At 39.4% G+C, this 26042-nt stretch carries 26 protein-coding genes and 1 pseudogene; 22 read left to right on the plus strand and 5 right to left on the minus strand.

Annotated elements, in window-relative coordinates; genetic code table 11:
* Position 1: 1 nt before the first annotated feature.
* Positions 2–1264, minus strand: coding sequence for an ATP-binding protein (locus tag ACIQAA_RS12505; protein WP_402619628.1), 1263 nt, complete (start codon positions 1262–1264; stop codon positions 2–4).
* Between the two features lie 161 nt (positions 1265–1425).
* A complete protein-coding gene (locus ACIQAA_RS12510; RefSeq protein WP_402619630.1) occupies positions 1426–2580 on the minus strand; it encodes a GGDEF domain-containing protein in 1155 nt (384 codons plus the stop codon).
* A gap of 150 nt (positions 2581–2730) precedes the next feature.
* On the opposite strand from ACIQAA_RS12510, the gene ACIQAA_RS12515 reads away from it, so the two are divergent.
* Positions 2731–3732, plus strand: a complete 1002-nt coding sequence (locus ACIQAA_RS12515; RefSeq protein WP_402619632.1) for a DoxX family membrane protein — start codon at positions 2731–2733, stop codon at positions 3730–3732.
* A 41-nt stretch (positions 3733–3773) separates the two neighbouring features.
* Here the strand turns inward: ACIQAA_RS12515 and ACIQAA_RS12520 are convergent, their stop codons facing one another.
* Positions 3774–4436, minus strand: a complete 663-nt coding sequence (locus ACIQAA_RS12520; protein WP_402619635.1) for an FMN-dependent NADH-azoreductase — start codon at positions 4434–4436, stop codon at positions 3774–3776.
* Between the two features lie 440 nt (positions 4437–4876).
* Here ACIQAA_RS12520 and ACIQAA_RS12525 point away from each other — a divergent pair, with 440 nt between their 5' ends.
* The 17 genes from ACIQAA_RS12525 to ACIQAA_RS12605 all read left to right on the plus strand — a co-directional run bounded on the left by ACIQAA_RS12525 (position 4877) and on the right by ACIQAA_RS12605 (position 19910).
* Positions 4877–6307, plus strand: a complete 1431-nt coding sequence (locus ACIQAA_RS12525; protein ID WP_402619638.1) for a histidine kinase N-terminal domain-containing protein — start codon at positions 4877–4879, stop codon at positions 6305–6307.
* Positions 6304–6876, plus strand: coding sequence for an ANTAR domain-containing response regulator (locus ACIQAA_RS12530; RefSeq protein WP_402619640.1), 573 nt, complete (start codon positions 6304–6306; stop codon positions 6874–6876). The genes ACIQAA_RS12525 and ACIQAA_RS12530 overlap by 4 nt, the downstream gene beginning before the upstream one ends.
* Positions 6877–7055: 179 nt before the next feature.
* Complete coding sequence (gene eutH, locus ACIQAA_RS12535) at positions 7056–8315, plus strand: ethanolamine utilization protein EutH (RefSeq protein WP_402619642.1); 1260 nt, start codon at positions 7056–7058, stop codon at positions 8313–8315.
* Positions 8316–8320: 5 nt separating this feature from the next.
* Complete coding sequence (gene eutS, locus ACIQAA_RS12540) at positions 8321–8662, plus strand: ethanolamine utilization microcompartment protein EutS (protein WP_402619645.1); 342 nt, start codon at positions 8321–8323, stop codon at positions 8660–8662.
* Positions 8663–8678: 16 nt separating this feature from the next.
* The gene (locus ACIQAA_RS12545; protein WP_402619648.1) at positions 8679–9179 is read left to right on the plus strand and encodes a EutP/PduV family microcompartment system protein; all 501 of its coding nucleotides are present in this window, start codon (positions 8679–8681) and stop codon (positions 9177–9179) included.
* Between the two features lie 142 nt (positions 9180–9321).
* Positions 9322–10767: an ethanolamine ammonia-lyase reactivating factor EutA gene (locus tag ACIQAA_RS12550; protein WP_402620268.1), complete on the plus strand. Its 1446-nt coding sequence runs from the start codon at positions 9322–9324 to the stop codon at positions 10765–10767.
* Positions 10768–10784: 17 nt separating this feature from the next.
* The gene (locus ACIQAA_RS12555; RefSeq protein WP_402619651.1) at positions 10785–12149 is read left to right on the plus strand and encodes an ethanolamine ammonia-lyase subunit EutB; all 1365 of its coding nucleotides are present in this window, start codon (positions 10785–10787) and stop codon (positions 12147–12149) included.
* Between the two features lie 12 nt (positions 12150–12161).
* Positions 12162–13169: an ethanolamine ammonia-lyase subunit EutC gene (eutC, locus tag ACIQAA_RS12560; RefSeq protein WP_402619654.1), complete on the plus strand. Its 1008-nt coding sequence runs from the start codon at positions 12162–12164 to the stop codon at positions 13167–13169.
* 12 nt (positions 13170–13181) lie between these two features.
* A complete protein-coding gene (eutL, locus tag ACIQAA_RS12565; protein ID WP_402619657.1) occupies positions 13182–13835 on the plus strand; it encodes an ethanolamine utilization microcompartment protein EutL in 654 nt (217 codons plus the stop codon).
* A 23-nt stretch (positions 13836–13858) separates the two neighbouring features.
* Positions 13859–15379 carry an aldehyde dehydrogenase family protein gene (locus tag ACIQAA_RS12570; protein WP_402619660.1) on the plus strand — a complete coding sequence of 507 codons (1521 nt, stop codon included), beginning with the start codon at positions 13859–13861 and terminating at the stop codon, positions 15377–15379.
* Between the two features lie 16 nt (positions 15380–15395).
* Positions 15396–15689 (plus strand): BMC domain-containing protein, encoded by a 294-nt coding sequence (locus ACIQAA_RS12575; RefSeq protein WP_402619662.1) that lies wholly within the window; start codon positions 15396–15398, stop codon positions 15687–15689.
* 262 nt (positions 15690–15951) lie between these two features.
* On the plus strand, positions 15952–16611 hold the full coding sequence (locus ACIQAA_RS12580; RefSeq protein WP_402619665.1) for a phosphate propanoyltransferase: 660 nt from the start codon (positions 15952–15954) through the stop codon (positions 16609–16611).
* Positions 16604–17257, plus strand: coding sequence for a hypothetical protein (locus tag ACIQAA_RS12585; RefSeq protein ID WP_402619668.1), 654 nt, complete (start codon positions 16604–16606; stop codon positions 17255–17257). Before ACIQAA_RS12580 ends, ACIQAA_RS12585 begins: the two co-directional genes overlap by 8 nt.
* The gene (locus ACIQAA_RS12590) at positions 17257–17538 is read left to right on the plus strand and encodes a EutN/CcmL family microcompartment protein (RefSeq protein WP_402619671.1); all 282 of its coding nucleotides are present in this window, start codon (positions 17257–17259) and stop codon (positions 17536–17538) included. Before ACIQAA_RS12585 ends, ACIQAA_RS12590 begins: the two co-directional genes overlap by 1 nt.
* Before the next feature lie 2 nt (positions 17539–17540).
* Positions 17541–17912 carry a BMC domain-containing protein gene (locus tag ACIQAA_RS12595; RefSeq protein WP_402619674.1) on the plus strand — a complete coding sequence of 124 codons (372 nt, stop codon included), beginning with the start codon at positions 17541–17543 and terminating at the stop codon, positions 17910–17912.
* A 48-nt stretch (positions 17913–17960) separates the two neighbouring features.
* Positions 17961–18917, plus strand: coding sequence for a malate dehydrogenase (gene mdh, locus ACIQAA_RS12600; protein WP_402619676.1), 957 nt, complete (start codon positions 17961–17963; stop codon positions 18915–18917).
* 549 nt (positions 18918–19466) lie between these two features.
* Positions 19467–19910, plus strand: a complete 444-nt coding sequence (locus ACIQAA_RS12605) for a diguanylate cyclase domain-containing protein (protein ID WP_402619679.1) — start codon at positions 19467–19469, stop codon at positions 19908–19910.
* A gap of 46 nt (positions 19911–19956) precedes the next feature.
* On the opposite strand, the gene ACIQAA_RS12610 is transcribed toward ACIQAA_RS12605, so the two are convergent.
* A complete protein-coding gene (locus ACIQAA_RS12610) occupies positions 19957–20967 on the minus strand; it encodes a DUF1646 family protein (protein WP_402619681.1) in 1011 nt (336 codons plus the stop codon).
* Positions 20968–21122: 155 nt separating this feature from the next.
* Here ACIQAA_RS12610 and ACIQAA_RS12615 point away from each other — a divergent pair.
* A pseudogene (locus ACIQAA_RS12615) lies at positions 21123–21906 on the plus strand (UxaA family hydrolase); the annotation flags it as partial.
* A gap of 161 nt (positions 21907–22067) precedes the next feature.
* The gene (fabF, locus tag ACIQAA_RS12620) at positions 22068–23309 is read left to right on the plus strand and encodes a beta-ketoacyl-ACP synthase II (RefSeq protein WP_402619684.1); all 1242 of its coding nucleotides are present in this window, start codon (positions 22068–22070) and stop codon (positions 23307–23309) included.
* A gap of 86 nt (positions 23310–23395) precedes the next feature.
* Here fabF and ACIQAA_RS12625 read toward each other — a convergent pair whose 3' ends face one another.
* Positions 23396–24517 (minus strand): metallophosphoesterase, encoded by a 1122-nt coding sequence (locus ACIQAA_RS12625; RefSeq protein ID WP_402619686.1) that lies wholly within the window; start codon positions 24515–24517, stop codon positions 23396–23398.
* A gap of 193 nt (positions 24518–24710) precedes the next feature.
* On the opposite strand from ACIQAA_RS12625, the gene ACIQAA_RS12630 reads away from it, so the two are divergent.
* Positions 24711–25031 carry a hypothetical protein gene (locus ACIQAA_RS12630; protein ID WP_402619689.1) on the plus strand — a complete coding sequence of 107 codons (321 nt, stop codon included), beginning with the start codon at positions 24711–24713 and terminating at the stop codon, positions 25029–25031.
* A gap of 663 nt (positions 25032–25694) precedes the next feature.
* Positions 25695–26036, plus strand: coding sequence for a cupin domain-containing protein (locus tag ACIQAA_RS12635; RefSeq protein WP_402619691.1), 342 nt, complete (start codon positions 25695–25697; stop codon positions 26034–26036).
* Positions 26037–26042 lie beyond the last annotated feature (6 nt).

Raw genomic sequence — 26042 nt, forward strand, 5'->3', positions numbered from 1 at the left:
GTTAATTGTCATTTTTCTTGATCGAGGTAATGGTAGGAAACTTAATATAAAATGTCGTGCCAGCCTCGATTTCACTTTCCACCCGGATGAAACCATGCATAGCACGTACGATACTATATACCACCATCATTCCAAGCCCTGTACCGTTCTTGCCTTTTGTTGAATAATAGGGTTCACCGAGTCGTTCAAGTTGCTCGGAAGTCATCCCAATTCCAGTATCTCGGATACAAATCGTGACATAATCTTGACTAAAATGGGTTTCAATATATAGCTGACCGCCATGCGGCATTGCCTCAACAGCATTTTTAAGGATATTAATAAAGCATTGGCGGAATCGTTGTCGATCACCCTTGATGAATCCAATCACTGAAAAATTAGTGATAATCTCAACCGAATTTTGATTTGCCATCGGAGTTACGATGCTAATGATTTGCTTTAGTTCATTTTTGACATTAAGTTCTTCGATTGAAACTAACGATGGCTTGGCAAATGTTAAATAATCTTGAATGACTCGTTCGGCAGAATTAAGTTCATCTTTAACAATCGAGAGATATTCCCGTCGTTTATGTCTTGGAAGATAGTCATCGTTAAGTAATTGGACAAACCCGCTCGCAGCGGTGAGCGGATTCCGAATTTCATGGGAAATGGCCGCACCCATTTGCTCGACGGCCTTTAGTTTTTCTACTTTAATTAATTCAGACTTAAGTTCCACACTCTTTTTGATATATTCAATTGAATAGGCAATAAGACCAATACCTATCGGTGGAATCACAAAGTAGGCGATCAAAACATCATACCAAGGACTGCCGGTATATCTAAATAATTCTCCTCCAGTGGTAAGGATTCCCAGTATTATGCCTAAAAGAATCGCTGCAGAGATTCGACGATTGGATGATTGTTTCCAAAACCAAGGTGTTAGCCGAAAAAAGACAATCGCAAGCGGTGCATAGAGAAGGATTGTTGTAAGCAAGCCCGTGTCCAAGCCATAAAAGCTTCTAATAATAACCATGGCGATAACAATAATAAGACCAATTCCGAGATATAATCCGCCAATAACGATTGGAATGATCCTTAAATCGTACCGGGCATAGGGAACGGGATTATAAGAGAACTGAATACAAATCCATAAGACTAGGACAGAAATAATAATCATAGTCGTTTTTGATAAAGTGATTTTTCTGCTTCGATCCAGCCAAATTAAGCAAAAGAGGAGCAATATTATTAAAATGGAAAGATTTAAGAATAGGTGTTTAGTAATTTCCATCTATTTTCACCGTCCCAAGGGCTTATAAGAAAAATTTTACATTTAACTTCGTCCTATTACAACTAAATTTACTAATTATTTTGAATAAATACATGAAAGGAGGAGGAATATGTTGAAATATGTATAAAAGTGGAAGGACATACATCCTTCCGTTTTTAAATTTATGGAGTTGAGATAGTATTCCTTCCTTTGGTTTTCGAGGTATATAAACATGTATCCGCTAAATGGATTAAATCTTTTGGCTGCGTTTCTAAGCACGGAATCATTGAGGCAATGCCAATACTGATTGTAACAATCTCGGCTATTTCCGAGCTGCTATGGGTAATTTTAAGTGATTGAACCTTCTTTTGAATCAAATCAGCGATAGCGATGCCATTATCCAACTTTGTTTTGGTGAAGATAATGGCAAATTCCTCACCGCCGTATCGACAAAATGTGCTATATGGGTTATTAGCCATAAGGTCTTTTATTGCAGCAGTAATCATTTGCAGGCATTGGTCCCCAGCAAGGTGACCGTATGTATCGTTGTACTTTTTAAAGTAATCAATATCAAACATTAGAAGAGTTATAGGTGAATTCGTTTTTTGCAGGTTAGACCATTCCTTGTTAAGAACTTCATCAAAATGCCTTCTATTTCCGATGCCTGTTAGGCCATCCCTATAAGATAATCGATTTAGGAACTCATTTGCTTTATTTAGCTCCTGCTCACTTTCCTGTAATTTTATTAGGCTATGATTTAATTCTCTTACAGCTGCATTTGAGTTAGCAATGTAAATGGATAAGTGATAAGCGAAAAATCCACCTATTAAAGAAATAAGATAATGCATCATTAAAACATTTAAAAGCGTCTTTACATCTTCAATATAAAGGGCAAAGACAACTGAAATAAAAAATAAACCGATTAGGTTCATATAAAATGCTTTTAAGGCTGGCTGGATGTTTAATTTAGAAGAAAATCCACCACACACTATACCTGTTAGGAATGCGCTGATTGCTGCAACAAAGGCAGTGTCAGTCAAACCAAAGAGAACGATTCTTCCAATAGCAATTAATCCAGAAGCAATGATTGCAGGGACCCATCCTCCAAAAGCAGCTGCAATTACGATTGCAAGATGACGCAGATCGGCAATGGTAGTGGGATTAATTTGAAAACTAAATAACATTAAGATATTTCCTAAAATACCATAACAAATTCCCCAATCAAGTTTCGTCTTAAATGTTGAGGAATGGTGTAATGGTTTGTTTTTTAAAATTTGACCCATTACTGTAAAAGAAGCAATCAGTATGGTTACATTTGAAAAAAAGTCTTTTAACATTCATGTTCTCCTAATAATTTTCAGCCATCAACTTATTATAGAAGAAAAATATTCTTCTGTGAATGAACAAGTGTATATATTTCTTAGAATAGAATATTTGTGCTGCCATCCGAAAACTATATAGAGGAGTACGCTTTTTGGGAGGTTCTAATGAAAAATAAAGCTTTGATCTTCATTTTGTTCGTTTTTATTATTATTTGTTCACCTTTTTTTGCTGATGCACATGTAAAGTGGTTTACAGAAGTTACACCAGAAAAAGAAGAAATAGAACACATCTTATCACCGATGTTTATGATGATTAGCGTTTTAGTTGCTGCGCTGCTAGCTGTATTGACCCAGCTTTTGCCAGTGCTTGATAAAATCCCAATTACCCGAAAAATTGATAAAGTTTTGGATAAGTACCGGAAAACTTCTCGTTATATTTTAAAATACGGTACGGCACTTGCCTTAATTATTCAGGTTTTAGCAGGAACCATTTTTGCACCCGAATTTGCTATCACGAATCAAATGATACGAATATTAATGTGGATAACCATCATCCTGCTATTGATTCCCTATCATTATGCCACAAAAGCTAGTGCTCTTATCTTGCTGGGCTTATTTATATACCAATTAACCCGTTCAGGTTTATTTCATATGCTTGATTATGGCTTTTATCTAGCGATTGTTGGTGTATTATTAGTGGGAAAAACGAAACTAGAAGATTGGGGATTTCCTTTCCTATACTTAGGGACCGGATTGTCATTATGCTGGGTCGCCGTTGAGAAATGGGTCTACCCTGCAATGAGTATGGATATTATTCATCAGCATGGTGTTCCTACGTTTGGTTTTCCTCCAGCGACATTTGTGGTACTGGCAGCATTTATCGAATTCATTGTTGGCTATTTGCTGATTGTGGGAATCCTAAATCGTCTTTTAGCTTTTGTGCTGACGTTGATTTTTATTTCAACGACCATGTTGTTTGGTGTTACAGAGATTATCGGACACCTAATGATTCATATCGTCTTAATTATCTTTATCATAGAGGGAGTATCGTTTTATGACCCGCCAATTAACATCCATAGAACCAAAATTTCTCAAATGGTATTTGTATTTTTGAATTTTGTCTTTACACTGGCAACCTTCCTTCTAATTTATTATCGTTTTGCATAGAGAAAAAAGCTTCCTCTTTTTTAAGGAAGCTTTTCTTCGTGCTATGAAAGTAAAACCGGGGATTTAATCATTTCTTTTGCTGCAAGAATGGCTTCTTCTTTTGCTTTTTCTACAATTTCAGGGACTCTTTGAGGATAAAGGTCTAAAGCCTCTACTATGATCGTCTCCATTACCTCAATGCCAAGGAAATTAAGCGCAATTCTTAAATAACGATCGCCGCATTCTAACTCCTTCATTGGTGTTCCGGTGTAAAGACCACCACGGGTATTGATATGAATGGCTTTTTTACCAGTTAGAAGACCCTTCGGACCATTCGCTGTATGTGTAAATGTTTTACCAGCAATAAATAAGTTATCTAAGTATGCTTTTAACACCGCTGGCGAACTTAAATTCCAAATCGGCGAGACGAAAACATAGTAGTCATAAGAAAGGAATTCATCCGCAAGCGCATGCATTTTTAGAATTTTCTCACGCTCACCGTCGGTTAATTGATTTAGTGTATAACTATATCCAGCTAATTTGCCTCTAGCAGACACTAATTCAGCATCCATATGAGCAATATCTAATGAGAATAAGTCGATCGTTTTTATTTCCGTTTCAGGGGATTCTTCTTTAATGGTATTGATAAATGCTTCGCCTATTTTCAAGCCTTTTGATTTCTCTAGTCCTTTTGGATTTGCTGTTATATATAATAATTTTCCCACGTAAACACATCCAATCCTTTTAATAGCGCTTATTACTACTATTATAAAAAAAATAAACCTGCCCAATTTTGTACAATAGGTGAAATTCTTGAACATTAGGTGTCGATTATGAAATATAAGGCTGTGTTAATCTGGTTTGTTAATTTTCACTTTAAACGTAAAATAAATTCCATTTCCGTTACTTCTTTGTTATACTTGTACATAAGTGAAAATACTAGGTAAAGAGGCCTTAATAGTAAATAGCCATAGTATGGCTTATACTGTTATGGCGTCTTTTTGGTTTTACAGGGTTTTGCGAGCGCTTGTTAGAATTGATAGGGATATGAATAATAGTAGCGAACCAAAGAAATTTAGTTTATTTTCGCAATATTGACAAAAAACGCAAATAAACTCTATAATGTTATCATATATTCTTCTCATTATAATAGGAGATTAGACATATGAAAAACATCATGGTGGAAGAATTATGCTCCCTTCATACGAATCTTTCGAAGGAAGAGGTTCAAATCATCCAAGAGTTAGTCGGTAATTTACCATTAATCGCTGACTTAAATAAAGCAAATATTTTTGTTGATTGTCTGACAAAAGAGGGGAAGCATGCGATTGTGGTCGCAGAAGCTGCACCGACAACGGCGAAACCCGTTTATAAAAATCCAGTAGTCGGTAAATTTGCTTATGAAGCATTTGAACCGTCAGTACTTTATACACTTCGGACAGGGAAACCAATGTTTCAAAACCGGGCTTTAAACCAAGAGGGAAAAACGGTGGATCAAAGTGTGATTCCAATTAAAGATCCTCATGATCGAGTAATTGGTGCGCTTATCATGGAAAAGGATATCAGCGAACAGCTTCAACATCAACGAAAAATGGAAGCGTTGTCAGAGGCGACGGAAACCTTAAGTGAAATTCTCATCGGCATGACCAAGAATCAGCCAATCATTCCTGAGATGATTGAAGAATCTCTCTTCTTTATTGATCAAGACGGGAAAATACTTTATTGTAATCCTTCAGCTATTAACCTCATTCAGGAAATAGGTGAAAATGAAAGTTCAATTGGAAAGCTTTTAGTTTCCTATTTTCCCAAAATAGAAGGAATCCTTAAAGAACCAGAAGAGCTCTTGATTCAAGAAGTGAAAATGTTAAATAAGATTTTTCAAGTGAAAAAAATTAAGTTGGGGCAATTTGAAAAAGCAAACGGGACGTTTGTAGTCTTCAAAAACATTACGGAACTAAGAGAAAAAGAAAGAGAATTGATTGTCAAATCAGTGGCCATTCGTGAAATTCATCACCGGGTGAAAAACAATTTGCAAACAGTTGCCAGTTTGTTACGGCTTCAAATGAGAAGAGGACTGCCAGAGGAAAGCAAAGTCCACTTTGTCGAAAGTTTAAATCGTATTACAAGTATTGCGTCGGTGTATGAAATCATCTTGTCCAATTCAAGCGTGGATGATGTTGATATCCATCAGTTGCTTGAGAAAATCGGAAACATGCTGGTTTGGGAATCAGAGCATGAGAATAAAAGGATTACTATTTCCTATACAGGGCAGCACCTGCAAATTAAATCCAATATAGCGGTTTCAGTTGCCTTGGTGGTAAATGAATTAATTCAAAATTGTGTAAAACATGCCTTTAAAACCATGACAGAGGGCCAAATTGAAATCTTGTTCCAGCAGAATGGCAAGGATATTGAGGTTCAAGTGAAGGACAACGGGATAGGATATTCACCCAATTCAAAACCTTCATTAGGATTAGATATTGTTAGAATGATGGTTGAGCATGATTTAGCTGGTCATTTTTCAATCATACAAACCGAAAAAGGAACATTGGCCTCCATCACATTCCCTGTAGAAAGGGAGATGATTTTAGCATGAAAAAGCGAATTATCGTAGTGGAGGATGAATCCATTGTGTGCCTTGATGTTTCAATGATGCTCAAGGATGCTGGATATGAGGTTATTGCTCAAGCCGGTGATGGAGAAAAAGCGGTAGAACTTGCCTTTTCATTAAAACCTGACTTAATCATAATGGATATTAAAATGCCAAAATTAAATGGATTGAAGGCTAGCGAAATCATTGCTAAAAAAATGAATACCCCAATCTTGATTCTAACGGCTTACAGCCAGCGAGAATATATTGATAAAGCGAAGCAGGAGAATATTATGGGGTACTTAGTAAAACCAATTACTGAAGCGAATCTAATTCCAGCAGTAGAAATTGCCTTAAAACAAGCCGAAAATGCCCAACTTTATCGGAAACAAGTTGAAAACATGAATAAGCAGTTGATGGAAAGAAAAAGGATCGAAAAGGCAAAAGGAATTCTTATGAAGAAATATAATCTATCAGAAGATGCAGCCTATCGAAAAATGCAAAAAATTAGTATGAACAAACAGGTTACTCTGGAAAATGTGGCGATGCAAATTATCGTCAAATATAATGCTTAAAATCTTTTACAAGTGAATAGACCGGGCAAAGGTGCTCTGCGGTTTTGACAATTAGAAACCGTACGGCACCTTTTTGTCTTTTTTAACGAAGGGGTAGTGGGAATCTTAGGTCTATTGCTGGAAAGATTGCTGCATTTTCCGTTTTTATATATTTTTTTACGTATAAGGAGGGGTTTAATATGGAGATGGTAGGAAAAATTGTAATCTACATCATCATGACTTGTGCTGTTATGGGAGCAGTTGCGGCTATCCGTAATAGCGATGACGGATTAGGTAAACAATTTATGGAAGGGTTACATGCGGTTGGTCATATTTTCGTGCCTGCGGCAGGGATCATGGCTTCGATTCCATATCTATCATGGTTTATTAACAAAGTTTGCGGACCTTTTTTTGCAGCAATCGGAGCAGACCCAGCGATTGCGGCCACGGCGATTTTAGCCACTGACATGGGTGGATATCAGCTAGCTGAAGTGTTAAAAGAAACGCAGGAAGGTTGGATCATGGCGATGATCGTTGGCTTTATGGCTGGTGCAACGATTGTTTTCTCGATACCAATGGGACTGGCGATGCTTGATAAGCGTGACCATAAATATATGGCTCTTGGTGTAATGGCAGGGGTACTAACGATTCCAATCGGTGCGCTTATTTCTAGTACCATTATTGCTCTTTCGAATTCAAAAGTCAGAGATTTTATCTCGACTTCAGGAGAAGCAAAATACCAATTTGCCTTAGGGTATGGACAAATCATGTTAAATTTAAGCCCGCTATTATTATTTGTGGTTGTCATTGCTCTAGGATTATATTTCCTTCCTGATTTAATGATTAATGCCTTCATGTGGTTTGGAAGAATACTAGATGCAGGGATTAAGCTTGTTCTTGTTTTCTCTATAGTAGAAATTTTTACTGGACTTTTCTCGACTGTATTTGGCAGTTGGGGCTTCCACCCAATCATGGCCGATCAAGAAGACCAGTTCCGTGCTTTAGAAACAGCAGGTTATATTGGAATCATGCTTGCAGGTGCATTCCCAATGGTTTATTTATTGCAGAAATATGCTGGCGGCCCGTTGGAAGCACTTGGGCGCAAACTTGGATTAAGTAAGGAAGGCAGTGCTGGGCTTGTTGCGACGATTGCGAATATCCTTGCAATGTTTAAACTCGTAAGTACGATGCCTCCGAAAGATAAAGTCATCAATATTTCTTTTGCTGTTTGTGCTGCCTTTCTATTAGGCGACCATTTATCTTTCACTGCTAACTTCCAACCAACGTTAATTTTTCCAATTATCATTGGAAAAATCTCTGCCGGTGTCATTGGTATTGGTCTTGCATACTGGCTATCTGTTCCAAAAGCACTTGAGCTAGAGAAAAAGGACCGGGAAGCAGGTATTATCGGTAAGGATGATTATTTACCAGCACGCGAAAAAGAACAGAAAGTAGTGTAATCCAAATGAGTGAAGAGAAAAAACGATTTATACAGGAATTTGTGCCAGGTAAGCAGGTAACATTAAGTCATGTCATTGCCAACCCTGACCCCGATATGTTTGAAAAACTAGGGATTCAAGAAGGCGGGGCCATGGGAATATTAACCCTGACACCAAGTGAAACGGTTATTATCGCAGGTGATTTAGCAACAAAAGCAGCGGATGTGCAAATTGGATTTTTAGATCGTTTTACAGGAAGTCTTGTCATCGTTGGAAGTGTATCTTCTGTTCAAATGGCAATGGAAGAAATTAACCGATTCTTATCTGATGTTTTACGTTATACACCTGCAGAGATCACCAAATCATGATGGGAGTTAAAGAGCAATGACGAAAAAAAATCGGGCGATGCTAATTGGCTCCATTGGCGCGGGTAAATCGACCTTGACGAACGCTCTCCTTGGACGCGAGTTTCAAGCGGTCAAGACCCAAGCACTAGTCTATCGTGACTGGATTGTTGATACGCCGGGTGAGTACACAGAAAATCCCTTTTTTTACAAAAATATTATGGCAACAGCATTGGAAGTGACTCACGTTTTATATATGCAGGATGCAACAAAACGAAAAACGATATTTCCTCCAGGATTCAGCACTGGTATAACCAAGTTACCAATCGGAGTTGTTACGAAATGTGATTCAGAGAGGGCAGATATAAAGGAAGCCATAATTCAATTAAAAAGAGTGATTCCAAAAGGTCCAATCGTTATATCCTCTGCCATAACTGGACAGGGTTTGGAGGAAATTAGAAACCTAGTTAAATGTAACTCAATAGAGGAAATGAAAGAGTACGTGAAAATGATTTCGGAAGAAGTAGTCATTTTCGTTTGAAACCCTTTACAAAAAAGAAACAATAGACTAAAATACTAGTATAAACAAGTGAATATACAAGGCAAAGGCGCCTTATACAAATCTGTCAAACCATTGATGGATTGTATAAGGCGCCTTTTTTGTTTTTAAAGAGGTGATCCTTATTAAGCGATATGAGCCTCAACATGAGGAAATAATCAGTGCTGGCATTGATATTGGTACAAGTACCACAAAGATTGTAATTAGCAAATTTTCTCTCATGAATATGGCAGGCGGAATGCATATGCCGCGAATTGAGATTGTTAACAAGGAAGTTCTTTATCGCAGCCCAATCTATCGAACGCCATTATTGTCGTCATCGTCTATTGATATTAAAAAGGTAGAATCCCTTGTACAGACGGAATATGAAAAGGCTGGGATCAAGCCTCAAGACATCAAAACAGGGGCGGTAATTATAACAGGGGAAACGGCCACAAAACAAAATGCACAGGAGATGATTCACCATTTATCGGATCATGCAGGTGATTTTCTGGTTGCGACGGCCGGCCCTGACCTCGAAGGGATTATTGCGGCCAAAGGTTCAGGAGCCTACGAATATTCGAAAAAGACAGGGAAAGTGATTGCCAATATTGATATCGGCGGTGGAACCGCTAATACTGCCGTTTATAAGTCTGGGAAACTGCTCGGGACCTGCACATTACATATTGGCGGCAGGCTGATCGAATTTACAGGCTCACAGATTAATAGCATTTCACCACCGGTAAAAGAATTGTTCCAGCAATGGCGTCTGCAAGTAAAAGAAGGCGGTCAGAGATCAGATTCGATCATAAAAGGTCTTACAGACTACATGGCATCCGTTATTGCCAGGATGTTAACCAGAGAATTGCTAGATTCGGATAAGCCATTACTTTTAGGTCACGCACCGAATTGGCAGGAAGAGATTGATAGCATTATGTTTTCTGGAGGAGTTAGTGAATGTCTGTATCATAACGAAAGCGATTCACCCGTTACAGCACATTATGACGATATTGGGGAAACGCTGGCTGTGTCACTTAGGGAAAGCCAGGAATTATCTCAATGGACATGGGTCAAACCCGATGAAACCGTACGTGCAACCGTACTCGGAGCGGGGACACAGACAACTGAAATCAGCGGTGCAACCATTCAGGTAGACAGCAGTCAGTTACCATTGCGTAATTTACCAGTTTATCAGATTCCTTTTGGTCATGACTTGCAGGAAGGGATAAAGAAACTGCCATCAGCCGTTCAACTCGCTGTAGAAATGTATGACCCACAGCGGGAGGGACAAAATTTTGCCTTGTATTTAACGGAAATTCCATACTTAGGTTTCTGTGATATTCAAGAATTAGCAGCAGCCATCTTGGAATCGGTAGCAGTAAAACCCAATGAAGAACAGCCGCTTGTCATTGTATTAGAAAGCGATCATGCTAAGGTCCTTGGTCAGACCATTAAGGTCCAAAAACCGAATCAAAGCATCATCTGCATCGATCAAATTCGGGTAGAAAACGGAGATTATATCGATATTGGCCATTTACTGCAAACAAGTGTAGTGCCGGTAGTGACTAAAACCTTAACGTTCCACAACTAGGAAAGGAGGATGTTTCTTTGAAGCTGCAAACAAATTACTTAGGAACTACCTATCAATTCAAATCCTTAAAGGACCTTTTTGCTAAAGCAAACGAAGAAAAATCCGGAGACCGCTTAGCAGGCTTGGCGGCTGAAACCGTCCAGGAACGGATTGCGGCAAAATTAGTACTCAGTCATTTAACTCTATCGGTGATTCGTGAAAATCCTTTACTATCCCCTGAAGAAGATGAAGTGTCTCGGATTATTGAAAGTCAAATTAATGAACCAATCTATCAATCAATCAAAAGCTGGTCCGTAGCCGAGCTCCGCGAATATATTTTGAACGACTCAACAACCGGTGAAGATTTAAAAAGACTAAGCTGCGGGTTAAATAGTGAAATGATCGCAGCCGTTGCAAAATTGATGTCAAACCTTGACCTCATTCACGCAGCAAACAAAATTGAAATTTTAACAAAATGTAATATAACAATCGGGTATAAAGGGACACTGGCTTCACGCCTACAGCCTAACCATCCGACGGACAATGTCGAAGGAATGATTGCGTCCCTGAAGGAAGGGCTCTCGTATGGGATGGGTGATGCAGTAATCGGAATAAATCCAGTCGATGATTCGGTTGAGAGTGTGAAGCGCCTGCTCCATGCTACCCATAATTTTATTAAAGAGTGGGAAATTCCTACTCAAAACTGCGTCCTTGCCCACGTCACTGCACAAATGAAGGCGATTGAGCAAGGTGCACCTGCAGATATGATTTTCCAAAGTATCGCGGGAACAGAAGCGGCGAACCGATCATTCGGCATTACGGCCTCTTTATTGGAGGAAGCCAATCATATGGCAAAGACACTCGGTACTGGAACGGGTCCGCAGCGCTTGTACTTTGAGACAGGTCAAGGATCAGAGTTATCAGCAGAGGCTCATTATGGTATTGACCAATTGACGATGGAATCAAGAAATTACGGGTTTGCCCGGTATTATGATCCCTATATTGTTAACACGGTAGTTGGTTTTATTGGTCCGGAGTATCTATATAACAGTAAGCAGGTGATCCGTGCCGGTCTAGAGGACCATTTCATGGGCAAAATGCATGGAATCCCAATGGGTGTTGATATCTGCTATACAAACCATATTAAAGCAGACCAAAATGATATTGAAGATTTAGGTGTTTTATTAACAGCAGCAGGGGTGAATTTTATCATCGCAACCCCGATGGGCGATGATTGTATGTTAAATTACCAATCCATGAGCTACCATGATGTCGCCACATTAAGGCAAACGTTGAACAAGCGGCCATCGCCAATTTTTAGTGAATGGCTCGAAAAAATGGGCATCTTTGAAAATGGAAAACTGAGTAAAATAGGCGGGGATCCGACCATTTTTTCTCGATAGGAGGTGAAGAACATGAATCCTGAGCTAATTGAGAAAGTCACAAAGCTGATTGTTGAAAAATTGCAATCAGGTTTAGAGCCCGAAAGTAAACCCGCACCAGCAAAGGAAAGACCTGATACGTCCGTGAAATTTTGGGATCATACATCTAATAGTAAACCCCAAAATACATATCAGCCAGCGATAACCGAACCAAGTGAGAAAGAAAAGGATAACGTGGAACTGATTCCACTTGGTGATTATGGAATCAAGAATCAAAAGAATGATTCGATAGATAGTGTGGTTCTGACTTCTTCACGGCTTGACAATCCATCCAATCCTGAAGAACTAGAAGAGCTTTTGACAAAAACCCCAGCACGGATTGGTGTGGGTAGAGCGGGCTTACGACCGAAAACAGATACTTGGTTAAAATTTCGCTTTGATCATGCCGCTGCCGTTGATGCGGTTTATGGAGATGTAAAGGAAGAACTATTAAATCGCCTTGGCCTCTTCAAGGTAAACACTCGGGTACTCGACAAAGAGGTATATATTCGCCGCCCCGATTATGGCCGAAAGCTGTCGGATGAGGCAAAGCAGACCATCAGCGAAAAGTGCCGTAAAGCACCAACGGTTCAAATCATTGTTTCTGATGGGCTTAGCTCCAGTTCGGTTGATGAGAACGTGGAGGATGTTTATCTATCACTCCAGCAATCACTGCAAAGCTTAGGTCTTGATTTGGGTACTCCTTTCTTTATCGAAAAGGGCCGTGTTGCCGTCATGGATGATGTGGGTGAATTGCTCCAGCCTAAGGTCGTAGTTCTGCTCATAGGTGAACGTCCAGGGCTTGTCAGTGCGGAATCCCTGAGTGCCTATTTATGTTATAGACCTAGAATAGGGACCATTGAAGCAGACCGAATGGTGATTTCAAATATCCACAAAGGCGGAATACCGCCAGTTGAGGCGGGTGCTTATATCGGGTCAGTCATTCAAAAAATCCTAAAATATGAAGCTAGCGGAGTTTCGCTTGTTCAAAAGGAAAGCTAGGAGGGAATAAGTGTGGCAATACAACGTATTTACGCTGATATTTTAGCCGTTCGAGTGATTCCAAATGTTGACCCTGATTTAGCGAAACATTTTAAACTGAAGTCTCATCATCGAAGTTTGGCCATCTTTACTTCAACCGTTGATGATATCGGCTATACTGCCTTAGATGAAGCAACAAAACGTGCGGATGTCGATGTGGTGTATGCCAAGTCCTTTTATGCAGGATCAAGTAACGCATCCGGGCCATTATCAGGAGAAATGATTGGGATTATGGCCGGTCCATCACCGGATGAAGTTCAAAGCGGGCTGGATGCAGTTCTTCAAACAGCAGAATCTGATGCTTATTTTGAGGCTCTAAATCAGGAAAAAACGCATGCGTTATATGCACATGTTGTTTCAAGCACTGGCTCTTATTTATCGGCGGAGGCAGGAATTAAAAGGGGAGAGCCATTAGCGTATTTGATTGCTCCTCCAATAGAAGCCGTTTATGGTTTAGATGCGGCCTTAAAGGCAGCCGATGTAAAATTGGTGAAGTTTTTCGGTCCTCCATCTGAAACCAACTTTGGCGGCGGTCTGCTGACAGGAAGCCAATCCGCTTGTCAAGCGGCGGCAGATGCTTTTCGAGATGCTATTCTGGATATTGCAGAAAAACCAATTAAATATTGAAGTCTTGAAGGAAGGAGTGTGTAATGGTGCAATTCGATCAAGATCTCCAATCGATTCAGGAAATGCGCAATGCCGTTAACCGGGCAAAAGAGGCACAATTGAAATACTTGTCCTACACACAAGAACAAGTAGATGAAATTGTAAAGCGTACAGCACATGCAGCATATGAGAAATCTCTTGAGCTTGCACAAATGGCTGTAGAAGAAACGGGCATGGGAATCGTAGAGCATAAAAAAATTAAAAATGAAGTGGGTTCCATGGCTGTTTATGAATCAATAATGAATGAAAAAACAGTCGGAATTATTCATGAAGACCGGACCAATAAAGTAATCGAGGTTGCGTATCCTTATGGAGTGATTGCGGGGATTATTCCCACAACAAACCCAACGTCAACTGCTATTTTTAAAACCTTGATTTCGTTAAAAACAAGAAATGCCATTGTCGTAAGCCCGCATCCACGCGCAGTCAAATGTACAGTAGAGGCATTGAAAATCTGTGAAAATGCGGCAATCGAAGCGGGTGCTCCTGAAGGGATCATCGGCTGGATTTCCAATCCGTCCATGGCAGCCACAACTGAATTAATGAAACATCGTGATGTAAATTTAATTTTAGCAACAGGCGGCGGCGCCTTAGTCCGTGCAGCCTATAGCTCTGGAAAACCGGCTTACGGTGTAGGTCCAGGGAATGTCCCTTGCTACATTGAAAAAAGCGCCAATATTGCTAAATCTGTATCCATGATCATCGATAGTAAATCTTTTGATAATGGAACGATTTGTGCAACAGAGCAATCGCTTGTTGTAGACCGTAATATTCTTCAAGTAGTGGTCCGAGAGTTAAAGAATAACGGTGCGTACCTGTTAAATGATGAAGAAAAAGCCATACTTGAAAAGGTAATCTCACCGGCACCAGGGAAATTAAACCCAGATATCGTTGGCCAAAGCGCGGTAAAAATTGCGGCTATGGCAGGTATTTCAGTTCCAGCAGATACAAGGGTTTTAATTGCTGAAGAATTACGTGTAGGAAAAGAGGTTCCATTTTCAATTGAAAAATTATCACCCATCTTTGCTTTGTATACAGCCAATAGTTACGAGGAAGCGAAAGAGTATTGTTTAAAGCTCCTTAACCTTGGCGGAAGAGGCCATAGCCTTGCGCTTCATACCAATGATGAGGCAGTCGCCAAAGACTTTGCGCTTGAAATGCCTGTATCCAGGGTTATGGTTAATACCTTATCATCGATTGGAGCAGTTGGGGGAACCACAGGATTAATGCCATCATTTACACTTGGCTGTGGATCTTTTGGAGGTAATATTACTTCAGATAATGTGTCCGCCCGGCATTTGATCAATATTAAGCGAATGGCCAATGGAATTCGGGACGCATCGATTCCAAAACCATCGGCAGTTAATCAGCCTAAAGATGATGCGAAAGATGTTGAGTTTATCGTCGACCAAGTGTTAAAACAGGTAAATCCTAAAGGTACGGTCGACGCGAATGTTATTGCACAAATGGTGAATCAAGTCATTCAAAAATATCAAACGAACTAATTAGGAGGAAATAAAAATGAGTAGAGAATTAACAGCATTAGGAATGATTGAAACAAAAGGTTTAGTAGCATCAGTTGAGGCAGCTGACGCAATGGTCAAGGCAGCAAATGTTCATTTAGTCGGAAAAGTTCATGTTGGCGGCGGGATTGTTACGGTTCTAGTCCGCGGTGATGTGGGTGCGGTGAAAGCTGCAACGGAAGCAGGTGCAGCAGCGGCAACTCGTGTTGGTGAGCTTATGTCAGTTCATGTCATCCCACGCCCACACAATGAATTAGAAAGCATTTTACCAAAATTAGAGGTTCAGGTTTAATAAAAGATTGCTGTATAAAAGACTATGTTGATTGGAGCGGAAGGCGCGAGATCCTCGAAAATGCTATCGCATTTCCTTCGTGCGGTGATAATTCAGGGAAGCCAATTCAATGTCCTTCGGGAGTACGGGGCAGGGGAGACCCCACAGGCGCTTTTGCGCCGAGGAGGCTCCCCGAAACGCCCGCGGAAAATGAATTACCTGGAGCTCTAATCAAAAGGCAAGTTTAACAAAGCAAAAGATTAATAGATTAGGAGCATGAAACATGGATCAACAGGCCATTCAATCGATTGTGAAAGAAGTGGTTTCAAGGTTAACAGCATCTTCCGTCAATCCCCATATGATCCCAATAGCTGTTTCTGCCCGGCATTGTCATTTAAGTAAAAGTGACCTGGAAGCTCTTTTTGGAGAGGGCTATGACTTAACAAAAAAAGCGGACTTGTCGCAGCCTGGTCAATTCGCTGCAAATGAAACCATTACGATTGTGGGACCAAGAGGGAGCCTTGAAAAAGTGCGCATTCTTGGTCCTGCGCGTAATATGACCCAAGTTGAAGTCAGCCAAACGGACTCTATTAAATTAGGAGTCAAGGCGCCGTTAAGGGAATCTGGCGATATCAAAGATTCTGCTCCGATTACTCTGGTTGGACCGAAGGGAAGTCTCTACAAAAAAGAAGGTCTAATCATTGCCCAAGCTCATATACATATGACGCCGGAGGATGCAGACCACTTTAACGTTGAAAATGGGGAATATGTGAAAGTCCAGGTGAACGGGGACCGTCCTGTCACACTCGGCAAGGTTTTAATCCGTGTCTCTCCCAGGTACAAACTTGAAATGCATGTGGATACAGATGAAGCCAATGCCGGTTTTATTACCGGAAAAACGATGGGGAAACTAATGAAAGGTGAGGGAAACGCACATGATTGATCGCCGAATGATTGAGCAAATCGTGAATGAAGTGATCAAACAGCTTACCGTCACAGAAATCAAACAGAAACCAAAACTACTTGTTATTGGGGAGCCATTATATATTGAGCCGCACCTTTTAGAGAAAATGCATGAAAAGTGGAATGTTCTAGACACGCATTCATTTTCCTCAAAAGACATACATAAGCTAGACCAAGTGATTTTCCTCCATATTACTCAGGATTTACTTGTAAAGGGGGCACTTGGTATTTTTGACACAGACGAGAGTAAATGGTTATCACGCTGTATCATGGAATCGATACCCGTATCTCTCATCCCAACTGCCTATTTACAGGAACAACTATTGGAGGGAAAGTCAAAAAACAGGGCGTATGTAGAGCAATTGCTTGCAAATAAGGAAACGTTAGATGCATTTGGAGTGAAACTTGAAACTTTTGAGAGCTTTGTGAACAAAGTGGAAGCCGGCAATTTCACCGAATCCGCTCCGTTCGCTAAAAAGCTGTTAACACAGAAAGATGTGGAAGATAGTAAACTGGCCCAAATTGTAGTGGATAGAACGACGATTATTACACCATTAGCGCGGGATACGGCACGCGCGCTGGGAAAAAACATTAAGGTAATTGAATCAAAAGGAGCGAAAGCTTAATGCAAAAGGGGACAGTGATTGGTAACGTATGGGCTACCAGGAAAGAGGATGATTTACAGGGGTTGAAATTTTTGTTTATCCAGCCGGAAAACCCTGACCGTACTCCAGCTGGAGCACCGTTTATTGCGGTTGACCGAATTGGAGCGGGCTTTGGTGACCAGGTCATCGTCACAAGTGGAAGCGCAGCAGCCAATATGTCCGGTGAAATGAAATTGCCGATTGATGCCCTAGTGATAGGGATCATTGATTCCGTTGATATCGATACGAAACGAGGTGAATAATCGTGGGAAGAGCATTAGGGATGATTGAAACAAGAGGATTAATCGGTTCTATTGAAGCAGCAGATGCAATGCTAAAATCAGCGGATGTGACATTGGTTAAGCAGGAGAAAGTAGACGCAGCGCTTGTAACGGTGTTGGTTCAAGGTGATGTCAGTGCGGTTCAAGCGGCTGTTGATGCAGGTAAAACGGCAGCAGCCCGAGTGGGAGAACTCATTTCCGCACATGTGATTCCACATCCGGATGAATCAATCCGTGAGGTGCTATTAAAGAAAGAACAAAAAGGAAATGAACCTGCCATCAAAAAGGAAGCTTCCTCCGAGACAAAAAGTTCTACTAGGAAGAAAACCGTTAATAAATCAGAGGAAGAAAATTAATCCCAAAATTTCATTTTTAAAGACTTGATATTGGAACGGGGGAGAAACATGGCTTTTATTCGTAGAAAAATAGCGGTAATCGGAGCAGGATTTACAGGTGCTACCGCTGCTTTGATGCTGGCGCAAAAAGAATTGGGTGATGTTGTATTAGTAGATATCCCTTCACAAAGCAATCCAACAAAAGGAAAAGCCCTTGATATGCTTGAAGCAGGTCCGGTTCAAGGTTTTAATTCAAGAATAACGGGAACTTCCGACTATGAAGATATTCAAGACGCTGATCTCGTATTAATTACGGCAGGTCTTCCAAGAAAACCAGGGATGAGCCGTGATGATTTAGTCACAACGAATGAAAAGATCATCAAAGATGTTTCAGAGAATGTAAAAAAATATGCACCAAATAGCTATATTATCGTATTAAGTAATCCAGTGGATGCCATGACCTACGTTTGTTATAAAACGACGGGGTTCCCTAAAAATCGTGTAATGGGTCAATCAGGTGTTTTAGACACAGCCCGATTTAACACGTTTGTGGCAGAGGAATTGAATGTTTCGGTTGAAGATATTTCTGGATTTGTCCTTGGCGGCCATGGAGACGATATGGTGCCATTGGTACGTTATTCCTATGCGGGCGGAATTCCGCTTGAAAAAATCCTTCCGCCAGAAAGAATTGAAGCGATTGTGGAAAGAACACGAAAAGGTGGAGGTGAAATCGTTAATTTACTCGGACAGGGAAGCGCCTATTATGCTCCAGCAGCTTCCATGGTTCAAATGGCAGAGGCGATTTTAAAGGATAAAAAACGGATTCTGCCATCCATCGCCTATCTAGAAGGTGAATATGGGTACCGTGATTTATACCTAGGCGTTCCGACCATCTTAGGCGGGAATGGAATTGAGAGTATCATTGAAATTCCATTGACCGCTGAAGAAAAAGCAGCACTAGATCAATCCGCAAGCTCCGTCAAGAATGTCATGAATATTTTGGAAACTGCAAAAGTGGAAATGTAAAAATAAAGGAATAAAAGTGATGTAAAAAGAAGTAGGGGATTTTTAACGGGTTCCGTTTCCTATCACAAACATTAATAATGTTAAATAAAATAAGTGTCAAATTGTATATGAATTTGACACTTATTTTTTATTGGTGTATAGCGATTTGTATGGAATTCCATCTTCCCCATCTTGTTTTTTTATTCCCCTGATATATTATATTTTCCTCCTAACAACCCCAAACCTTTGAAGTAAAGCCCCTATAGTTAAGAACAATATTTCACAAATTTTTAACAATTAGCTAGTACCTTTACTAAACAGCCCGTTGAAGAAGGGTCCCATATTCCCTAATTGACAGAAGGTTTGTACTTCTTTTTTCAATTGTACAATACTTACGCTTCCACTGAATTCCTTCTTTTTTGCAGAAATCATGTACATGTTTTGAGTATTTTTTTACGATAATTAGAAAATATGAAATTTTTTTTGTCAAATTGTTAAAAATCTTTACCGATAAATAATCACTTATACTATATGATTAATTGTCAATCTATCACTTATAAAATACATATGATGAAGGGAGTTCTATTGCTAGATTTAGACCATTTTAAAGTTATTAATGATAGCCTGGGACATGCAGGGGACCAGTTATTACAAGCCGTTGCTAACAGATTAGCAGGGGTTATTCAAGCTGATAATGTTTTAGCGAGATTTGGCTGGGATGAATTTATAATCTTTATGCCGAAAATTCTATCAGCAGAAGAGGCATTTGAAGTAAGTAAAGAAATATTAAAAGTAATGAAAGAACCATTTTATATTTACGGACAAAAGTTTACGATTTCACCAAGTATCGGCATTAGTTTGCATCCCATTCATGGTGAGAATATGGAAGATCTAATTAAAAACACGGACCTTGCCATGTATCATTCTAAAGAGCAGGGTAAAAACTGCTTTTCTTTGTTTACTCCATTAATGAAGGAAAAAGCAATTCTCCGCATGAATATGCTGACAAAATAAGAAAGAATCGGTACCACTTTATGTGGAATCGATTCTTTCTTTATTACTAAAAAACAAACAAAATAACAAAATAAACGGCCATCGTAATAAGACCAACCGGGACCCCGAAACTTGCCCATTCTTTACTTGTAATGTTGAGTTTTCCTGCTGCAATAATATTAGGGATATTTCCAGGGATTAGCATACCTCCACTGATGATAAGCCCCATCAATACGGCACGAATCGTTTCTTGGTCCATCGCTGGACTAATTTCGGCTGCTGCTAGAGTAGCGTTGTCCAAAATGGCAGAAATCATATTGATCCAATAGAGGAGCATTGGATGAAGCCCAAGAATATACTCATTAATTAAAGGTTCAAATCCATGTCCAAGGAAGGTTAATCCCATAACAAATAAGTAGATTTTGGCCGAACGAATCAAAATCTCTTTATAGCTTTCAACTTTTTGCTCTGCGGTTAGACTATCTTCACTATCTTGTGGTTTAACTAATATAAATGTCAATATACCAAAAATCACCACAGCAGGAATCACTTCAGGACCGATTAATTTCAATAAGTAGAAGAAGTCTTCATTTAACTTACTAATTGTAATCGTTGCTAATGGCTCACCAATTGGTGTTAAGGCTGCACCAAGTCCAATCGAAAAACATGCTAACACAGTAAAGCGAATTTCAGATTTACGGTCTAGTGGAAGCACGTTAATGATAATAACTAGCACAATGGCTGCTATGATCGCAGTAATAATGCTTGAGGCCAGTCCTAAAATAATGACGGTTAATCCAAAGAAAATCCTAGGAGATAGAATTTTGTTCATCCACAGTATAGATTTCTCCAGCTGAACCTGTCCCCATTTACAAACTAATCCTGCAATTAAGACTGCTAGAGTAATCGTAATAGGATCAATCAGAGCTTTTTCAACTAAATGCAGATTCATCATGCCGCTAATCGATGCGGCCGCAAAACCCATCACAAATAAGAAAATTTCCAAATTGTGTTCGACCTTTTTTACTGAAAAAGGCAAAAATAAAACCAAAATTAAAATCACTACTAATCCAATCATTCATACCAAATCCTTTATCTTTTTTTGTCTTATGTATATATCTATTATAAACTTTTTCGTTAAATACTAGGATATTAATAATTTGTATTATCTCTAATTATATTATCTTAAATATTTGCACAAAAGTTTAAAGATTCTTTATTAAGATAGAAACCGTTTTCATATTTAAGGAAATCTATGAGAATGCTAGGGATGATAAGCGGGAACCAGTGCCTTTATCTGAACTAAAGGTTGGTTTAAAATGCGGTGGTTCCGATGGACTCTCGGGTATTACGGCTAATCCGTTATTAGGAAGATTCTCAGATTTCTTAGTATCTCAAGGCGGAACGACGGTGTTGACAGAAGTACCTGAAATGTTTGGCGCGGAAACGATTTTGATGGAACGGGCAGCAGATGGTGAAGTCTTTGAAAAAACCGTTGAATTAATTAATGAATTCAAGGAATACTTCATTCAAAATAAAACAGCCTGTTTATGAAAATCCATCACCAGGGAATAAAGCCGGCGGTATTACTACCCTGGAGGATAAATCACTTGGCTGTACTCAAAAAGCAGGTACATCTGTTGTAACCGATGTCCTTAAATACGGAGAAATGATTAAAGAAAAGGGTCTAAACTTATTAAGTGCCCTAGGAAATGACCTAGTTGCCTCTTCGGCTTTAGCAGCTGCAGGCTGTCAATTGGTTCTGTTTACGACGGGTCGCGGAACACCGTTTGGAGCCTTTGTTCCAACCATGAAGATATCAACCAATACTCCAATTTACGAGGCAAAGCCTCATTGGATTGACTTTAATGCAGGAGTACTCTTGGAAAAAGAATCAGATGTAGTGTTACGAGAATTCATTCATTACATCATCAAGGTTGCAAGCGGTGAACTGGTGAATAACGAAAAAAATGATTTTAGAGAGATTGCTATTTTTAAAACAGGTGTTACTTTATAGCAGGCAGGAGAAACGATAGGGTCACCTATCGTTTTTTGCTGTATGCTAATGAAGAGATAGGCAGTGCCGAAGTGAATTAATTTGTCCGGCGGCTCTGAATTCGTTAAACTAGAGAAAGAGTATAAGAATCATCCAAAAATATATTTGGGAGTGAGCATTGAATGAATAAAAGAGTAGTGATTACAGGTATTGGAGCAGTCACTCCTTTGGGAAATGATGCTCATACATCATGGGAACAGATTAAGAGTGGTGTTTCCGGTATTGGCCCTGCTACCCTTTTTGATGTAGAAATGGTTGACGTCAAGATTGCAGCGGAAGTTAAGGGCTTTGCACCAGAAGAGTTTATGGATAAAAGAGAAGCTAGAAGGATGGGGCGTTATAGCCAATTTGCTATTGCTGCAAGTCAAATGGCTGTTAAGGACGCAGGGATCGAAATTGGAGAGGGAATTCAACCAGAACGGGTCGGCGTTTGGATTGGGTCAGGAATTGGCGGCTTAGCTGAATTCGAGGAACAACATCGGAAGTTTATTGAAAAAGGCCAACGAAGGGTCAATCCGTTTACGATACCGATGTTTATTCCCGATATGGCAGCAGGACAAGTATCGATTTCACTTGGTGCTAAAGGAATCAACAATTGTTCGGTTACAGCCTGTGCGTCCGGTGCCAATTCCATTGGTGATGCATTCCGCGTGATTCAAAAGGGCGATGTGGATGTGATGATTGCCGGCGGAACCGAAGCAACTATTACGGCTATGGCGGTCGCGGGATTTTCGAATATGACTGCACTTTCAAAAAATCCCGACCCGTCCACTGCAAGCAGGCCATTTGATAAGGATCGTGATGGATTTGTCATTGGGGAAGGCGCTGGTATTCTCGTATTAGAAGAATTAGAACACGCATTGGCTCGCGGTGCTGCCATTTACGGAGAATTAATTGGATATGGAGCTACAGGTGATGCCCATCATATTACGACTCCTGCACCAGAGGGTGAAGGGGCAGGAAGAGCAATGAAATTAGCATTAGCAGATGCAGGAATTACTCCTAATCAAGTTGACTATATCAATACTCATGGCACGTCCACCTATTATAATGATTTGTATGAAACATTAGCCATCAAAGAAGTTTTTAAAGAACATGCCTATAGATTATCTGTTAGTTCCACGAAATCAATGACTGGCCACATGTTGGGAGCAACTGGGGCAGTAGAGGCAATTTTTTCTCTTCTAGCAATTAAGGATGGTATCATACCGCCAACCATTAATTATCAAACACCTGATGACCAACTGGATTTAGATTATGTCCCTAACGTGGCAAAGAAGAAGGATGTTCAAGTGGTTTTGTCCAACTCATTAGGGTTTGGCGGCCATAATGCCACTTTGATTTTCAAAAAATTTAACGAATAGCAGCTATTGTTACTATAAGAGCTTTATAGTGACCGAAATCCAGACAAAGTACGGTCACTATAAAGTCTCTGCATCCATTTAAATGGCTATAAACCAAGCTTCTTTAAGAAATCGACCGTTTCCTGATGCTCAGGTTTAATCAGTTTGAATAATTTTTTATCTGTCTTCACAAGGGGGTTTCCGGTTTCATCTGCAATCGCTCTTGTAAATGATGTACTATTTACAACTTTCCACTTCCCGTCTTTAACCTCAAGCTCTAGATCAATAATTCCAAGACGGCTGCCAAAGGCACCTGCCATTACAACAGGTTTTCCTTTGATTTTTCCTTCGTCAATGTTTGCCATAGGTAAATCTTTAAAGGCGGGTCCTGGAAATACGCTATGAGAATGTCCAGCTAAAATTACATCAATTTCTGGAATATCACTAAGGTAATAGACTGCGTTTTCCGTTTCTGGGTGATAAGGTTCACTATCTATTCCTGTATGAGCGAGTGCGATAATCATATCAGCGCCTTCTTCCTTCATGCGAGGCACGAATTCCTTTGCACTTTCAACGATTGGCCGGGCTATCACTTTTCCCTCTAAATTTGCCTTGTCCCATCTCATTATTTGCGGCGGCATAAATCCAATTACCCCAATATTCAATTCATGTTCCATGCCTTGCTTATCAATAACATTTCTCTTTAAAATAACATAAGGTTTGAAATAGGGTTTATTCTTTTTAACCGAATAAACATTTGCATTAACAACAGGCATTTTCAATCCCTTAAGAACTGCGTTTAAAAACTTTAGACCATAATTAAATTCATGATTTCCAATTGTAATCGCATCATATTTTAAATAATTAAAAGCTCGGTATACAGGATGTACTTTTCCTTTTTGAATCCCTCGTATTCTTACTAAGTATTCACCCAGCGGATTACCTTTTAAATGATCACCGTCATCAAACAATAAGGAATTGACTGCTTCACTTCTTGCTTGATGAATAAGGCTTGCCGTTTTTACAAGCCCAATATTATTATCCATTTTAGTCTGATAATAATCATAATTCACTATAGCTGCATGGAGGTCAGTCGTCTCAATTATTCGTAGATCGACTATTCCATGGTTATTCACTGTACTGCTTTCTTCTGCAAACATACTAGATGGAAATTGAGACCAAATAATCGTGCTAATGAAGAGTAAAAGGAATAACTTTTTATTGTTCATATGTCAGCCTCCTCTAAACTTCTTTGTGTTATTATTTGGCAATCCGTTTATATTGATACATAAGAAAAAAACCTTAAAAGTGACAGAAATTTGTCAAAAACATATGAATAAAAAGTGAATTAAAGGGGTTTCAAAAAAATTCTTTAGGGAGATTACTTATAATAAAAGAGACAAAAGGTGGAGGTTTTGGTATATGAATATTACAACAATCATTGAACTGGAAAATATGGAAGTAGAGAAGATTGCCGGGGCAAAATTAGTGTTTTCAGAGGAACAAATTTCCGAGAATATTATTGAAACCTGTGTGGAGTGTTTTCAGGTAGAAGGGTTGAATAAAACCCTTTCGACAGAAGATGGAATGCAGCTCGTATTTTCACAATTAAAGCAAAAGGGTATTATCCCTGCAAAGGTCGAGGATTTCTCATTTGAAATGCCTTCATGTGGACGATTGAAAACAAAAAATGAAGATGAGATAGAAGTTCCTCAAAAAGTTATCATTTCCTTTATGTCATAAAGAAGTTCATTGAACTTCTTTTTTTGTCTAGCTGCAGCGCCTAGGGGTCGCCACCCCTAGGAAAACTGGATGTAACTCTGTAGGGAGGTGCTTGTTCCCGTGGAAACAAGCACTTAATAAAGGGACATTAATGGTTACTGCAAGAGTTAAGTGAATTGGATAACGCTTAGAGTTTAGTTTACTAAATATAGTGAACATGTAGATAGCTTACGCAAGCAATGGATGCGGCCTTCAATTACGGATGTCCGCATTTCTTATTTAAGTAATGAGGAATAAGACAATCTGAAGTAATCATATCATTAGGAAAAATAAAATGGGTGTGATATGTGAATATGAAAAAACAAAATAAAGTTGTTTTCTACACAATTAAAGGGTCAACCATAAAAAAATTTTTAATACTCGATTGTATTACTGGAACAGGTATTTTTTATGCCTTAAAAATCATGTCATCAAGCATCTTAGTTGGATTTTTAGGAAGTCTTATTTGTACCGAGGGCATTAAAAGATTTCCTAGCAGCAAGAAGCGGTAACGATAAATGAAGAGTTTTACAAGAATTTTTCCTGGTACCATATGAAAAAACAATAAACAGTGATGTGCTTCACTTAATTGAAAATCATTTTCAGTTAGAATATACATATAAGATCACTAGGAGGAAATTTAGGATGGAGAAAAATTCAGTAAAAGCCTATATGGAATATAGCGAAGAAAGATTTACAAAACGGATTATTTACAAAAAAGGAGAAACGACAGCATTTGTATTGAATTTCTTACCTAGACAGCAGCTTCCCGTTCATAAGCACCCGGGAACAGAGGTATATCTTTATGTAGTAACCGGAAGCGGTACATTTATTATTGATGGTCAAGAAACTGAGGTATCGGAAGCAGATTTAGTACATGTAGGCGGTGAAGAGGAGCTGGCCTTTAATAATACAGGTAATGAACCTGTAAGCTTATATGTTACATTAAGTAAAGTACCAAACGAGCAATACGCTAAAAATATCTAAGATTGG

The organism is Neobacillus sp. NPDC093182 (genome assembly GCF_044754045.1).